The sequence below is a fragment of the Afipia sp. Root123D2 genome (assembly GCF_001425835.1).
GTDB lineage: Bacteria > Pseudomonadota > Alphaproteobacteria > Rhizobiales > Xanthobacteraceae > Afipia.
On sequence record NZ_LMDP01000002.1, the window covers coordinates 1,063,712 to 1,076,480 of the forward strand.

Below are 12,769 nucleotides of genomic sequence, written 5' to 3' on the forward strand. Positions count from 1 at the left end.
GAGCAGCTCGCGGGGGAGATGAATTCGGAAGATTTCATTTTTTTGGGGAGCGATTCACATGTCTACGACCACCATGACGGCGAGTTCGAACAGAACCGGAAGCATGACATCCGAAGAACGGAAGGTCATTTTCGCCTCGTCACTCGGCACAGTGTTTGAATGGTATGATTTCTACATCTACGGAACACTTGGCGCGTATCTCGCGAAGTACTTCTTCTCCGCCGTGCCGCCGAACGTCGGCTTCATCTTCGCACTTCTGACGTTCGCTGCAGGCTTCGCAGTTAGACCGTTCGGAGCACTCATCTTCGGCCGTTTAGGCGACCTCGTGGGTCGCAAATATACCTTCCTCATCACCATGGGCCTGATGGGTGTCGGCACGTTTTTCATCGGCCTGTTGCCCGGCTATGACACGTGGGGCATCGCAGCTCCGATCGTTCTGATCGGCCTGCGCCTGATCCAGGGCCTTGCACTCGGCGGAGAGTATGGCGGCGCCGCGATCTACGTCGCCGAACACGCGCCGAAGAACAAGCGCGGCTATTACACCTCGTGGATTCAAACCACTGCAACGCTTGGCCTGTTCATGGCGCTGCTGCTGATTCTCGGCATCCGCACCTGGATGGGTGACGCCGCGTTCGGTGACTGGGGCTGGCGTATTCCGTTCCTGCTCTCCGGCATCCTGCTCGTCGTCTCTCTCTGGATTCGCTTGAGCCTGGCCGAATCTCCGATCTTCGCAAAAATGAAGGCCGAGGGTGCGACCTCCAAGAAGCCGCTGAGCGAAGCGTTCGGCACCTGGTCGAATGCAAAGATCGCCCTTGCCGCGCTGTTCGGTGCAACGGCAGGTGAAGCAGTCGTCTGGTACGGCGGACAGTTCTATGCGCTGTTCTTCCTGACCCAGACCCTGAAGGTATCGGCTGTCACCGCGTGGATCATGATCGTGATCGCACTCGCCCTCGGCACGCCGTTCTTTATCTTCTTCGGATGGCTGTCCGACAAGATTGGCCGCAAGCCGATCATTCTGGCAGGCTTCTTGCTGGCGGCGCTGACGTATTTCCCGCTGTTCCAGGGGATTACCCACTTCGCCAACCCGAAGCTCGAAGCCGCATTGGCGCGATCGCCGGTGACGGTGATTGCGGATCCTGCGCAGTGCTCGTTCCAGTTCAAGGCAACCGGCACTGAAAAGTTCACCACCGGCTGCGACGTGGCAAAATCCACGCTCGTCAATCTCTCGGTGAACTATCAGAACCAGGCAGCGCCTGCGGGCACCGCGGCTTCGGTCAAGGTCGGCGATCAGACGCTGGCTTCGTCGAGCCCGGACTTCGCCAAGGCGCTGACGACCGCGATCAAGTCGCACGGTTATCCGGCAGCGGCCGATCCGAACGACATCAACTACCCCATGACGGTGCTTCTGCTGTGGATTCTGGTGATCTACGTCACCATGGTCTACGCGCCGATCGCAGCGTGGCTGGTTGAACTGTTCCCGAGCCGCATACGCTACAGCGGCCTGTCGCTGCCCTATCACATCGGCAACGGCTGGTTCGGCGGATTCCTGCCGGCGACGGTGTTCGCCATCGTCGCGGCTACCGGAAACATCTATTCCGGCCTGTGGTATCCGATCATCGTCGCGCTCATGAGCCTCGTGATCGGCTTCCTGTTCCTGCCGGAAACCAAGGACGTCGACATCACCAAATAAGAGAACGGCCGGCAACGATGCCGGCTGGCTCTCACGAGCGAAACGGCCACGGAGCAATCCGTGGCCGCTTTTTTCGCGGGTCAGATTTTTTCGGACAGCTTCTTTTGCATACGGTTCGCCATATCGATGAGCTGACTCCAGACGCGCTCGATCCATGCCATCAGCTTGTCGTGGTCGTCAGGCAATTCGAGTTCGATCTTGGGTCGTTCGGCCTTGTCGGCGGGCGCGCTCTTTTTCAGCGAGTCTTCCTTCGCAAGCGGCGCGTCGATCTTGCCGCCGACCGGAGGCTCGCGTTGCGCGAGTTGCTCCTTCAGTTTCAGATTCTCGTTCTGAAGCCGGCCGATTTCGATATCGAGAGCGGCGCGCTCGTCCGGAACGACGCGGCAAACCCATCCACCCTTGCTGGTGCAGGTCGAGACCGCGCCGGTACGGGTGTCGAGGCGCAGGAAGCCTTCAGCCACCGGCGACAACGTATAGCGGCCGTTCTCCGTGTCCGGTGCGGACTGCGCGACGGCGGAACCGGCCAGACCGGCACACATCGTTGCCGCAGCGAACGCAGTGGCCCAATGCCAACGCCCGGCGCCGATTCCGATCCCGTGACTCGCGTTCGCGTCCATTCGCGCCTCTCGTCCTTTCGCAGGCCCTCGCCTCACACCGGCGATGTGTAGGCCTTGCGTCCCGATTTCAACGCATCGGCCAACAGTTCGATCCGGTCCTGTCCCCAGAACACTTCGCCATCCAGCACCCAGGCCGGTGAACCGAACACACCCGCAGCGATGGCATCCTGTCGGTTCTGCTCGTAAGCCGCGCTGATTTCGTTGGATGCCGAGTGTTCGACAAGTTTCGCGCCGGAAAGACCGCTGTCATCGGCCACTTTTGCAATAACCGCGGGGTCGCCCAGGTTGATCTGCTCTTCCCAGACACCGGCGAAAGCTCGCCGGATGAAAGGTTCTGGGTTTTGTCCGGCTTCGAGCGCCGCGATGATCACGCCGTCGGCGAGTCGCCCATTGAATGGCCAGTGCTCAGGCTGAAGGTGGAATTTGAGGCCGCGCTTGTCGCGCCAGCGCTGCAGTTCGAGCATCCGATAGCGTTGGCGCGCCGGATGGCGCTTGACCAGCGGCAGACCGCCGGTTTCCGAAAACAGCTCAACAAGCAAGACCGGTTTATAATTTACCTTGAGATTATAAGTACTTGCGAGGTCCTGAAACAGCCCATGGCCAATATAGGCCCACGGCGACTGCAATGAGAAATAGTAATCGATCGGGCGCGCCATCGGTCCTCCGGTTCAAAATCATCCACGTACTTAAGCCACCCCAACAGACGCGAACAGCGTCTGCAAGACGAGTGCTGCAAAACTCTGCTTTGCAGTGCGGCAATCGCGCGCGGCCCGGGTTGTTTTTATCAAATTATCCCAGCGTTTTCAAAATGATAGTCGGTTATCAGCGAATCTTGACTTGACCGTATGCCACCAGTATGGTCCGCGCGGTTTCTGGGGTGCTTGGGGCGTTTTTTCCGAGATCTCGCGACGTGGTCATGGTGTCGAGGGCAATGGCAAACGACACACATAACGGCGGACGCGGCGAAGATGGAAGAACAGACAAACCATCCGCCGACGAAGCTGCGCTCTCCGCAAGGCTCAACAGTCTGGATGATCGGCTTTCCCAAACACGGAAAAGCCGTCCCGCCCGGACGGATCAATCGGACGGTGGGACCGGAAATGCATCTGCCAAAGCATCCGCGATGGCGCGCGGTTTCCGACTCTCGTCCGAACTGATAGCAGGCGTTCTTGTCGGAGCGGTCATCGGTTGGGGCATCGACCGTTTATTGTCGACGTCTCCCTGGGGACTCATCGTGTTTTTTCTGCTCGGCTTCGTCGCCGGCGTGATCAACGTGATGCGGACTGCAGGCGTTGGATCCAGCGGCACCACTGATCGCTCCTGATCCGGCAGACAGCGCAACGACGAAACGATTGAAAGCCGGCGTGGCCGGCGCTTGATGAAAGATATCTGCGGATGGCCGATCCGATCCATCAGTTTGAAATCCACAAGATCTTCACCGTGGGCCACATCGGCGGCCATGAGATCGCCTTCACCAACTCATCCGCCTACATGTTCGGCATCGTGGCGGTGATTTCGCTGCTGATGATCGGCGGCAGCGCCGGACGCCGTCTGGTCCCGACCCGTTTCCAGTCGCTCGCGGAACTCTCCTACGAATTTGTCGCCAACACGCTAAGAGACAGCGTCGGCGAAGAAGGCATGAAGTTTTTCCCGTTCGTCTTCGCGATCTTCATGTTCGTGCTGATGGCGAACCTGATCGGCGTGATTCCCTATACCTTCAGCGTCACCAGCCATCTGATCGTGACCGTCGCGCTGGCGCTCCTGGTGTTCTTCACGGTTCTTCTGTACGGCCTCTACAAGAACGGCTTCAAGTTCTTCAAGCTGTTCGTGCCGAGCGGAATTCCAATCTACATCCTGCCGCTCATCATGGTGATCGAGGTCATCTCGTTCCTGTCCCGGCCGGTGTCGCACTCGGTGCGTCTGTTCGCCAACATGCTGGCAGGCCACATCACCCTGAAGGTTTTCGCGGGCTTCGTCGCATCGCTGGGCGCGCTGGGCGCTGCCGGCATTTTCGGCGCCGTACTGCCGCTGGCAATGACCACCGCCCTCACCGCTCTCGAGATTCTGGTGGCGTTCCTGCAGGCCTACGTGTTCGCCATCCTGACCTGCATTTACCTCAACGACGCTCTTCATCCCGGACATTGACCGGATTTCTCTTCAACCTCTGACACCATCATCCAAGAAGGAGTTTCACCATGGATCCAATCGCAGCAAAGTACATCGGCGCCGGCATCGCATGTCTCGGCATGGGCGGCGCGGGCATCGGCGTCGGCATGATCTTCAGCCAGTTCCTCAACGGCGCGCTCCGCAATCCGTCGGCCTCACAGGGCCAGTTCGCCAACCTGATTTTCGGCTTCGCCGTGACCGAAGCGCTCGGCATCTTCTCGCTGCTGGTTGCGCTGCTGCTGCTGTTCGCCGTCTGAGCCACCGCGGATGACACGTCGGCCGCATCATGCGCGGCTGACGTCAACAGGAGACGCCTATGGCGACCGAACACGGCAATGCCAAGGGCACGACCGCCCACACTCAGGTCGACGGGCACGGGAAGGCCAGCTTCCCGCCCTTCGAGAAGGACACCTTTGCCTCGCAATTGGTGTCGTTCGCGATCGCCTTCGCGTTGCTTTACGTCATCGTATCGAAGATCGCGCTTCCCCGCGTCGGCTCAGTGATCGCCGCACGTGAAGGCGCGATCGAGAACGATCTGACCGAAGCGCAGAAGCTGAAGGACGAATCGGACGCGGCGCTCAAGGCTTACGAGAGCGAACTCGCCGGCGCCCGCACTCGTGCGCAGGCGATCGGAGCCGAGACCCGCGACCGGTTGAGCGCCCAGTCCGAGGCCGAACGCAAGACGCTGGAAGCAAATCTCGCGACCAAGCTCGCCGAAGCCGAGAAGACCATCGCCTCGATGCGTGAGAAGGCCATGGGCAACGTCAAGTCCATCGCGACCGATGCAACCGCCGCCATCGTGCAGCGGCTGATCGGCGTGGCGCCCGACAGCAAGGCCGTCGACAGCGCCGTCGATGCATCCTTGAAAGGTTGAGAACGATGCTGTTTGAAGCCGAAACCTGGGTAGCCGTCGCATTCCTCATCCTGTTGGGAGTGTTCGGCTACTTCGGCGTCCACCGTACGATCTTGCAGGCCCTCGATCATCGCCGTGACCGCATCCAGAAGGAACTCGACGACGCCCGTCGCCTGAAGGACGAAGCGGTCAAGCTGGTGGCTGAGTATCGCGCCCGTCGCGAAAGCGCGGAGCGTGAAGCACAGGACATCGTCGAGAGCGCAAAGGCGGAAGCCGAGCGCATCGCCGTCGAGGCCAAGGCCAAGATGGAAGATTTTGTCGCCCGCCGCACCAAATCGGCGGAGAACAAGATCGCCCAGGCCGAGATGCAGGCCATCGCCGACGTGCGTGCGGCTGCTGCAGACGCGGCGGTCTACGCTGCAAGCTCGGTGCTGTCGCAAACCGTCAGGGGCCAGATCGCGGACAGCCTGCTCGACAAGGGCATCAAGGACGTGCGCGAGAAGCTCAACTAAACGGGATACATCATCTCAACGAAAAAGCCGGCCTCGACATCGAGGCCGGCTTTTTCGTGCCTGCGGCGCAGTCACTATGCCGCTATCTCTTCCGCCCGCGCGCCGGCCGCTCGGGCTTCAGGCCCTGCGGATCGAAACCGACATAGAAGATATATTTGTCGCCGACCGCCGCTGACGGCGCGGGATAGACGATGTCTTCCGCGACAAAACTGAAATCGGTGTTGCCGTCGCCTTGCGACATGTCGACATTGGTCTGATAGGCCTTGCTGAAGATGACCTTCTGGTGGATGCCCGCTTCCACCAGCGCCACGCGTATTGGCACGGTCACTGTCGGCGGCGCGCCGGCCGGACCGACGATGACACGGCCCTGAATTCCGACACGGGCACGAACTTCGTTGCCGGACAGCGTGCAATCGCGTGCCGTGCGCACCACCGACGCCTGATAGCGCAGATCGTTGCCACTGGCCGGCTTGCCCGGCAGCCCGACCGGAAGGGTAGAGGCGCCGAAACGGATATCAACGCTCGGACAGGTCAGTTCATTGACCTCGGGCGGCGGCGGCGCTTCACCAACGGCCTGGGATTTCGAGCCAAAAATCTGACCGAAACGATCGCCCAATGACGAACTGCTCGACGATCCCGACGACGATCCGAGCGTGCTGCCGCCACCGCATCCGGCCAGCATCGTGCCGGCCGCCAGAGCGATCACGGCCAATTTGGCCGCGCGTTTGCCAGTTGCTCGTTCAGGGAGCATGTCACGCATCATATCTGTGTTCCGGTCGATTCTGGATGAGGCGGAGGGGTGATTGAAACCGCCTTATAGCAGGGCAAAGGCGGCGAACCAAAGGCGCAGAATCCGGCGGTACGCGACCACCGAAGGGGTGGTTAACCGCGGAAATCCTCATCGAGCAGGCCGAACAAATAGTGATCCTGCCAGACACCATTGATGCAGAGATAACGGCGCGCGAGGCCCTCGCGCGCGAATCCGCATTTTTCCAGCACGCGCACGGACGGCGTGTTGGTGGGGATGCAGGCCGCCTCGACGCGATGCAGATTGAGTTCGCCGAACAGCGTCGGCAACAGCACCCGCAAGGAGGCCGTCATGTAGCCCCGCCCGGCATAAGGCTGGCCAATCCAGTAACCGATGGTCCCGCTTTGCACGATGCCGCGCCTGACATTGGCCAAGGTCACACCGCCGATCAGGGCGCCATCCTGTTCGCGAATGACGACGAACGGATAAGCCTTGTCCTCGAGGATATCGTCGGCGTAGCGCCTTAGCCGGCGGCGGAATCCGGTGCGGGTGAGATCGTCCGACGGCCAGATCGGCTCCCATGGCGTCAGGAACGCCCGGCTACCTCCGCGCAAGTCCGACCACTGCTGGAAGTCCGCCATCTGCGGTGCACGCAGCAAGAGTCCGTAGCCGCGCGGTGCGAGCGTCGGCGGAGTCGCGGTCGGCAAACGAAACAGCGCCACAGTGCGATTCCCTTTGCGCCGGAGGCCGGCTGATTGGTTCGTCCGTAGCCGCGTCAGTGCAGCAGCGACCGGCCCCTCGGTTGCGACAATCCTTCCGCAAAAGCGACCGCCTTGTCCAGACCCCTGCCGCTGCCGAGCGCAACCACTGCCGGCTGGCTGCGGCCCATCAGGCCACGGGCGATTTCGCGGGTCGATTCAACGCTGACCGCGTCGATGCGTCCGACGACCTCCTCGACCGTCAGCGGCCGTCCGTAGGCCAGAATATGGCGGGCCAGTTGTTCGGCGCGGGAGCTGCAGCTTTCCAGCGCCATCAGTAATCCCGCCTTCATCTGCGCCTTGGCGCGGGCAATCTCGGCCTCGGTCAGCGTCTCGACCGCGTTGTTGATCTCGTCGACGATGACTTCCATCATTTCCGGCGCGTCAGCAGGATCGGTGCCGGTGTACAGACCGAAAAATCCGGTGTCGGAATACGGCGCGTGGAAGGTGTAGATCGAATAGCACAGGCCGCGTTTCTCGCGCACTTCCTGAAACAGCCGTGACGACATCCCGCCGCCGAGAACGTTGGTGAAGACCTGAAGGCTGAAAAGGCCCGGATCGTTTTGCGGCAACCCTTCCAGCGCCAGCGTCAGATGCGCCTGCTCGAGATCACGGCGCACCACGCGCGTGCCGCCCTGCCCGAACTTCGCCGGCAGCGGCTTGGGTCCGACGCGGCCATCGAAGCTCGCGAAGCGCTCCTGCACCTCGGCCACCACCTGCTTGTGATCCACCGCGCCAGCGGCGGCAACCACCATCTCCGGACCACGGTAATGTGTCGCCAGATAGCCGCACAGCATGTCGCGATCGAATCCCTTCAGCGTCTGCGGCGTCCCCAGCAGCGATCGGCCCATCGGCTGTTCAGGATAGGCAATCTCGCTGAGATGCTCGAATACAACATCGTCCGGTGTATCCTGCGCCGCGCCGATTTCCTGCACGATCACGCTCTTCTCGCGTTCGAGTTCTTCCGCATCGAATGACGGGTTGGCGAGAATATCCGAGAGCACATCGATGGCCAGCGGAACGTCGTCCTTCAACATCCGCGCATAGTATGCCGTGGTCTCGCTGCTGGTCGCGGCGTTGAGATCGCCGCCGACCGCCTCGATTTCTTCGACGATCTCGCGCGAGGTGCGGCGCGCCGTACCCTTGAACGCCATGTGTTCCAGCAGATGCGAAATGCCATGCTCGTTCGGCTTCTCGTCGCGGCCGCCGACACCGGTCCAGACTCCGAGCGCCGCAGTTTGAAGATGCGGCATCGTGTCGGTGATCACCGTCAGGCCGGAAGATAATTTGGTGACGTCTACGCTCATCCGGCAATTCCCTGCTTTGCGGCGCGGCTGACCGACAGCACGAACCGCTCGATTTCAGCCTGGTCGTTGCGCACGACCTTGATCTCTTCCGGCCGTGACATCAGGCCATCAAGCCACGGCGGCAGCGGCGGCCGAATCCCGCATGCGGCTTCGACCGCATCCGGAAACTTCGCCGCATGGGCGGTGGACAGCACGATGTTCGGAATTTTCGAATCGGCATTGTCGCGCTCCGCGACGGCGAGGGCGACCGCCGTGTGCGGATCGATCAGATCTCCGGACTCCCGCCACGCCGCGCGGATCGCCGCACGGGTTTCGGTTTCGTCGGCGCGCCCGGCATCGAAATCCTCGCGCACCCGCGCCAGCACTGCGTCCGGCAGCACAAAACGCCCGGACTGCGCCAGCGACGCCATCAGTCCGCGCAGCATGGCGCTGTCGCGCCCGCTCGCCTCGAACAGCAGACGCTCGAAATTCGAGGAAATCTGGATGTCCATCGACGGCGATTCGGTCGCGTGGACCTCGCGCACTTCGTAGATGCCGGTCTTCAGCGTCCGCGCCAGGATATCGTTGACGTTGGTGGCGATCCGCAAATGCCGCACAGGCAGGCCCATGCGCTTGGCGACATAGCCTGCGAATATGTCTCCGAAATTCCCGGTCGGCACCGTGAAGTCGATCTGCCGCGCCGGCGCGCCGAGCGCAACCGCGGACGTGAAGTAGTACACCGTCTGCGCGACGATGCGCGCCCAGTTGATCGAGTTGACGCCGGACAGCGACACCTGATCGCGAAACGCATGATGATTGAACAGGCCTTTCACGATCGCCTGGCAATCGTCGAACGTGCCCTCGACCGCGAGCGCATGAACATTCGGAGCGGCCGTGGTGGTCATCATGCGCCGCTGCACGTCGGAAATCCGGCCATGCGGAAACAGGACAATCAGATCGACATTGTCGAGCCCGCGAAAGGCTTCGACCGCAGCGCCGCCGGTGTCGCCTGAGGTCGCAACCGCGATGGTGGTGCGCTGGCCGCGCTTCGCGAGTACATGGTCCATCAGCCGCGCCAGCAACTGCATGGCGACGTCCTTGAACGCCAGCGTCGGTCCGTGAAAAAGTTCGAGCACGAACTGGTTGGGCCCGCTCTGGTCGAGCGGCACCACCGCCGGATGACGGAACGTGGCATAGGCCTCGTTCGCCATGCGGCCGAGATCAGCATCGGAAATTTCCCCGGCGACGAAGGGGCGGATCACCTCGACGGCGACTTCCCAATAGGGCCGGCCGAGAAATCCCGCGATTGTCTCCGGCGTCAGATGCGGCCAGCTTTCAGGGACGTAAAGTCCGCCGTCGCGCGCAAGCCCGGTCAGCATTACGTCGCAAAAGCCAAGTTTTGGGGCTTCGCCCCGGGTCGAAATATAGGTCGTCAACACGTCCTCCAAAGACTTACCCAACCTGATAAGTCTCTGATATGTATGGAATAATCACGTCGCTGGAAGCGAATGAGCGGCGCACTCTATCGGTTGCGTCCACTCTTCACAAGGAAGCCAAGCCTGCCATTGCGGCTGCAATCAGGCGCGCCGCTGGCCCACCAGCCAGAAGCCGAATGCTATCAGCACCACCAGCGCGAGACCGAACCAGGTGATCGCATATTGCATATGATTGTCGCGCAGATGGACCTGAAGGGGACCGGGCTTGGGCACACCTGAAGCCGGCACCGGCGCCTCGAGATCGACGTAGAACGGTGAGGTTGCGCCCCAGGCGTTGGCCTCGGACATCGCCAGGTGGTCGCGCACAAACCACAGCCGCTTGGCGCGATCCTCGTGCGCCGAGAACAGGCCCGGCATTTCCGGGAAACGCAGATAGCCGGTCAGGATCACCGGCGCGCCGGTGATCAGCGGCGTCACCGCGCGGTCTTCCTGGGCACGATCCTGCATCGTGTTGGGGACGAAGCCGGCGTTGACAACGATGGTGCGGCCGTCCGGCAACCGCGCCGGCAGAAACGCCCACGTGCCGGGGCCGGAAACATCTTCGCGGACCGCCGAGCCGGAGGTGTAGACCATCACGTCCGGCTTGCTCTCGAACGTCGCGGTGAACGTCACCCGCCTGAATTCGTCGCGGGGCGGATTGAGCGCGGCCCAGTCGGCCGGCAGCGGCACCGGGGCCAGCGCCAGCCGCTCGGTGAGCGCCGCGATCAACGCATGTTTCTCGTCACGGCGCTGCAGTTGCCAGAAGCCGAGACTCGCCAGCACGCCAACCATCACCAGCGCGATAATGGTCAAGCCGAACACACCGCGCGGCCGCGTCGCCGTCTCGCTCATTTCTGCTCCCGTCCGATGATCTGACCCTCAGCGGCCTTGTGGTGATACTGCAAGGCGATCAACAGCGCCTTCATCGGCCGCAACGGCAGCAAGGTGACGGCTGCGATCAAGGGAATCCACAGTGCGGCGTGCACCCAGAACGGCGGCTGGTACTTGACCTCGACGACCAGCGCGCATCCCACCACGACGAAGCCAGCCAGCAGGATGATGAACACGGCGGGACCGTCGCCGGAATCGATGAAGGTATAATCGAGATCACATCGGTCGCAGCGCGGCCGCAGTGACAGGAAGCCGCCGAACAGCTTTCCTTTGCCACAACGCGGACATCTGCAGGCCAGTCCGGCGACGATTGGGGAAACCGCTGAAGGCGTCGGCGGTTGATAGGCAGGTTCGCTCATGACGGTTGCGGTTATCCCAAAGAAATGCGGCTATGTCTTTGCTAAAAGATACCGCGACGGGGAATTTGAACGATGCGTGAGCCCTACGACACCGTCCTTGAATGGGAGCGGGCTTTCAACAGCGGCGTCGGTGATGCCGTCGCGCGGCTCTATGCACCCGACGCCCTCCTCTGGGGAACACTCGCCAGCGAACTGACCACCTCGCCGCACGATATCCGCAGCTATTTCATCGATGCCGCCCTCGCCGGATTGAGAGTCAGGCTTGGCGATCACGTCTTGCAGACCGTGTCCGGCAGCGTCGCGATCGACACCGGACATTACAATCTGTTCCGGACGCGGGATAGTCAGACCGCGACATTTCCGGCGCGCTACAGCTTTGTGCTGGTGAAGCACGGCGCATCCTGGCTGATCGCACATCACCATTCCTCGATGCAGCCGCAATCGATGGCCTGACGCGGCGCCTAGCAAAAAGGGCGGCCAATAAGGCCGCCCCTTGAATTTGTCACCGCAGCGCGATCAGTGCGCGGCGTGTGCCATCGTCTCGGCGCCATGGCCCCAGACGTAGATGCAGATGAACAGGAACAGCCACACCACGTCGACGAAGTGCCAGTACCAGGCGGCGAACTCGAAGCCGAGATGCTGTGTCGGCGTGAAGTGACCGGCGTAGACACGCAGCAGGCAGACCAGCAGGAAGATGGTGCCGACCAGCACGTGGAAGCCATGGAAGCCGGTGGCCATGAAGAAGGTGGCGCCGTAGATGTTGCCGGCGAAGCTGAAGGCCGCGTGGCTGTATTCGAAGGCCTGCACGCAGGTAAAGCAGGCGCCCAGCACTACCGTAAGAATGAGGCCCCACTTCATGCCCTGACGGTCGTTCTCGAGCAGCGCGTGGTGGGCCCAGGTCACGGTGGTACCCGAGGTCAGCAGGATCAGCGTGTTGAGCAACGGCAGGTGCCAGGGATCGAAGGTTTCAATACCCTTCGGTGGCCATACGCCGCCGAACAGCGCCTCGCGCGTGAAGTGAACGGGATCGGCCGGGAACAACGCCGAGTTAAAATAAGCCCAGAACCAGGCGACGAAGAACATCACTTCGGACGCAATGAACAGGATCATGCCGTAGCGATGATGCAGTTGCACCACGCGGGTATGGTCACCCTTGTGCTGGGCTTCACGAATGACGTCCGCCCACCAGCCCGCCATCGTATAGAGCACACCGATGGTGCCGGCGCCGAACACGATCGGTGCCCCGGCATACATATGATGCATCCACGAAATCGCTCCGACCGCCATGATGAAGGCGGACAGCGAGCCGACAACCGGCCATGGGCTCGGATCGACGAGATGGTAATCGTGATGCTTGACGTGGCCGGTAGCCATTTCGATTTCTCCGTTAGCGATGCCGGTCTCACCCGGCGCG

General features: G+C 61.8%; 16 protein-coding genes. 7 read left to right on the forward strand and 9 right to left on the reverse strand.

Annotated elements, in window-relative coordinates; genetic code table 11:
* Positions 1 to 58: 58 nt before the first annotated feature.
* Positions 59 to 1,690, forward strand: a complete 1,632-nt coding sequence (locus tag ASC80_RS14210; protein WP_056298181.1) for an MFS transporter — start codon at positions 59 to 61, stop codon at positions 1,688 to 1,690.
* An 80-nt stretch (positions 1,691 to 1,770) separates the two neighbouring features.
* Here the strand turns inward: ASC80_RS14210 and ASC80_RS14215 are convergent, their stop codons facing one another.
* On the reverse strand, positions 1,771 to 2,307 hold the full coding sequence (locus ASC80_RS14215) for a hypothetical protein (RefSeq protein ID WP_056298184.1): 537 nt from the start codon (positions 2,305 to 2,307) through the stop codon (positions 1,771 to 1,773).
* A gap of 32 nt (positions 2,308 to 2,339) precedes the next feature.
* Positions 2,340 to 2,963: a 2-hydroxychromene-2-carboxylate isomerase gene (locus tag ASC80_RS14220; protein WP_056298187.1), complete on the reverse strand. Its 624-nt coding sequence runs from the start codon at positions 2,961 to 2,963 to the stop codon at positions 2,340 to 2,342.
* Between the two features lie 275 nt (positions 2,964 to 3,238).
* On the opposite strand from ASC80_RS14220, the gene ASC80_RS14225 reads away from it, so the two are divergent.
* The 5 genes from ASC80_RS14225 (at position 3,239) to ASC80_RS14245 (ending at position 5,838) form a co-directional block, all read left to right on the forward strand.
* Positions 3,239 to 3,631, forward strand: coding sequence for an AtpZ/AtpI family protein (locus tag ASC80_RS14225; RefSeq protein WP_056298190.1), 393 nt, complete (start codon positions 3,239 to 3,241; stop codon positions 3,629 to 3,631).
* 71 nt (positions 3,632 to 3,702) lie between these two features.
* Complete coding sequence (locus tag ASC80_RS14230; RefSeq protein ID WP_056298193.1) at positions 3,703 to 4,452, forward strand: F0F1 ATP synthase subunit A; 750 nt, start codon at positions 3,703 to 3,705, stop codon at positions 4,450 to 4,452.
* A gap of 50 nt (positions 4,453 to 4,502) precedes the next feature.
* Positions 4,503 to 4,730: a F0F1 ATP synthase subunit C gene (locus ASC80_RS14235; protein ID WP_056298196.1), complete on the forward strand. Its 228-nt coding sequence runs from the start codon at positions 4,503 to 4,505 to the stop codon at positions 4,728 to 4,730.
* Positions 4,731 to 4,789: 59 nt separating this feature from the next.
* Positions 4,790 to 5,347, forward strand: coding sequence for a F0F1 ATP synthase subunit B (locus ASC80_RS14240; RefSeq protein WP_056298199.1), 558 nt, complete (start codon positions 4,790 to 4,792; stop codon positions 5,345 to 5,347).
* A gap of 5 nt (positions 5,348 to 5,352) precedes the next feature.
* The gene (locus ASC80_RS14245; protein WP_056298200.1) at positions 5,353 to 5,838 is read left to right on the forward strand and encodes a F0F1 ATP synthase subunit B family protein; all 486 of its coding nucleotides are present in this window, start codon (positions 5,353 to 5,355) and stop codon (positions 5,836 to 5,838) included.
* Positions 5,839 to 5,920: 82 nt separating this feature from the next.
* Here ASC80_RS14245 and ASC80_RS14250 read toward each other — a convergent pair whose 3' ends face one another.
* The 6 genes from ASC80_RS14250 to ASC80_RS14275 form a co-directional block, all read right to left on the reverse strand.
* Positions 5,921 to 6,598 (reverse strand): hypothetical protein, encoded by a 678-nt coding sequence (locus tag ASC80_RS14250; RefSeq protein ID WP_502690968.1) that lies wholly within the window; start codon positions 6,596 to 6,598, stop codon positions 5,921 to 5,923.
* Positions 6,599 to 6,720: 122 nt separating this feature from the next.
* The gene (locus ASC80_RS14255) at positions 6,721 to 7,308 is read right to left on the reverse strand and encodes a GNAT family N-acetyltransferase (RefSeq protein WP_056298203.1); all 588 of its coding nucleotides are present in this window, start codon (positions 7,306 to 7,308) and stop codon (positions 6,721 to 6,723) included.
* A gap of 53 nt (positions 7,309 to 7,361) precedes the next feature.
* Positions 7,362 to 8,651, reverse strand: coding sequence for a M16 family metallopeptidase (locus tag ASC80_RS14260; protein WP_056298208.1), 1,290 nt, complete (start codon positions 8,649 to 8,651; stop codon positions 7,362 to 7,364).
* Positions 8,648 to 10,066, reverse strand: coding sequence for a threonine synthase (gene thrC / locus ASC80_RS14265; protein ID WP_056298991.1), 1,419 nt, complete (start codon positions 10,064 to 10,066; stop codon positions 8,648 to 8,650). The genes ASC80_RS14260 and thrC overlap by 4 nt, the downstream gene beginning before the upstream one ends.
* A gap of 141 nt (positions 10,067 to 10,207) precedes the next feature.
* Positions 10,208 to 10,957, reverse strand: a complete 750-nt coding sequence (locus ASC80_RS14270) for an SURF1 family protein (RefSeq protein WP_056298211.1) — start codon at positions 10,955 to 10,957, stop codon at positions 10,208 to 10,210.
* Complete coding sequence (locus ASC80_RS14275; protein WP_056298213.1) at positions 10,954 to 11,355, reverse strand: DUF983 domain-containing protein; 402 nt, start codon at positions 11,353 to 11,355, stop codon at positions 10,954 to 10,956. Before ASC80_RS14275 ends, ASC80_RS14270 begins: the two co-directional genes overlap by 4 nt.
* A gap of 72 nt (positions 11,356 to 11,427) precedes the next feature.
* On the opposite strand from ASC80_RS14275, the gene ASC80_RS14280 reads away from it, so the two are divergent.
* Positions 11,428 to 11,808 (forward strand): nuclear transport factor 2 family protein, encoded by a 381-nt coding sequence (locus ASC80_RS14280; protein WP_056298217.1) that lies wholly within the window; start codon positions 11,428 to 11,430, stop codon positions 11,806 to 11,808.
* Between the two features lie 63 nt (positions 11,809 to 11,871).
* Here the strand turns inward: ASC80_RS14280 and ASC80_RS14285 are convergent, their stop codons facing one another.
* The gene (locus ASC80_RS14285; protein ID WP_056298219.1) at positions 11,872 to 12,729 is read right to left on the reverse strand and encodes a cytochrome c oxidase subunit 3; all 858 of its coding nucleotides are present in this window, start codon (positions 12,727 to 12,729) and stop codon (positions 11,872 to 11,874) included.
* Between the last annotated feature and the right edge of the window lie 40 nt (positions 12,730 to 12,769).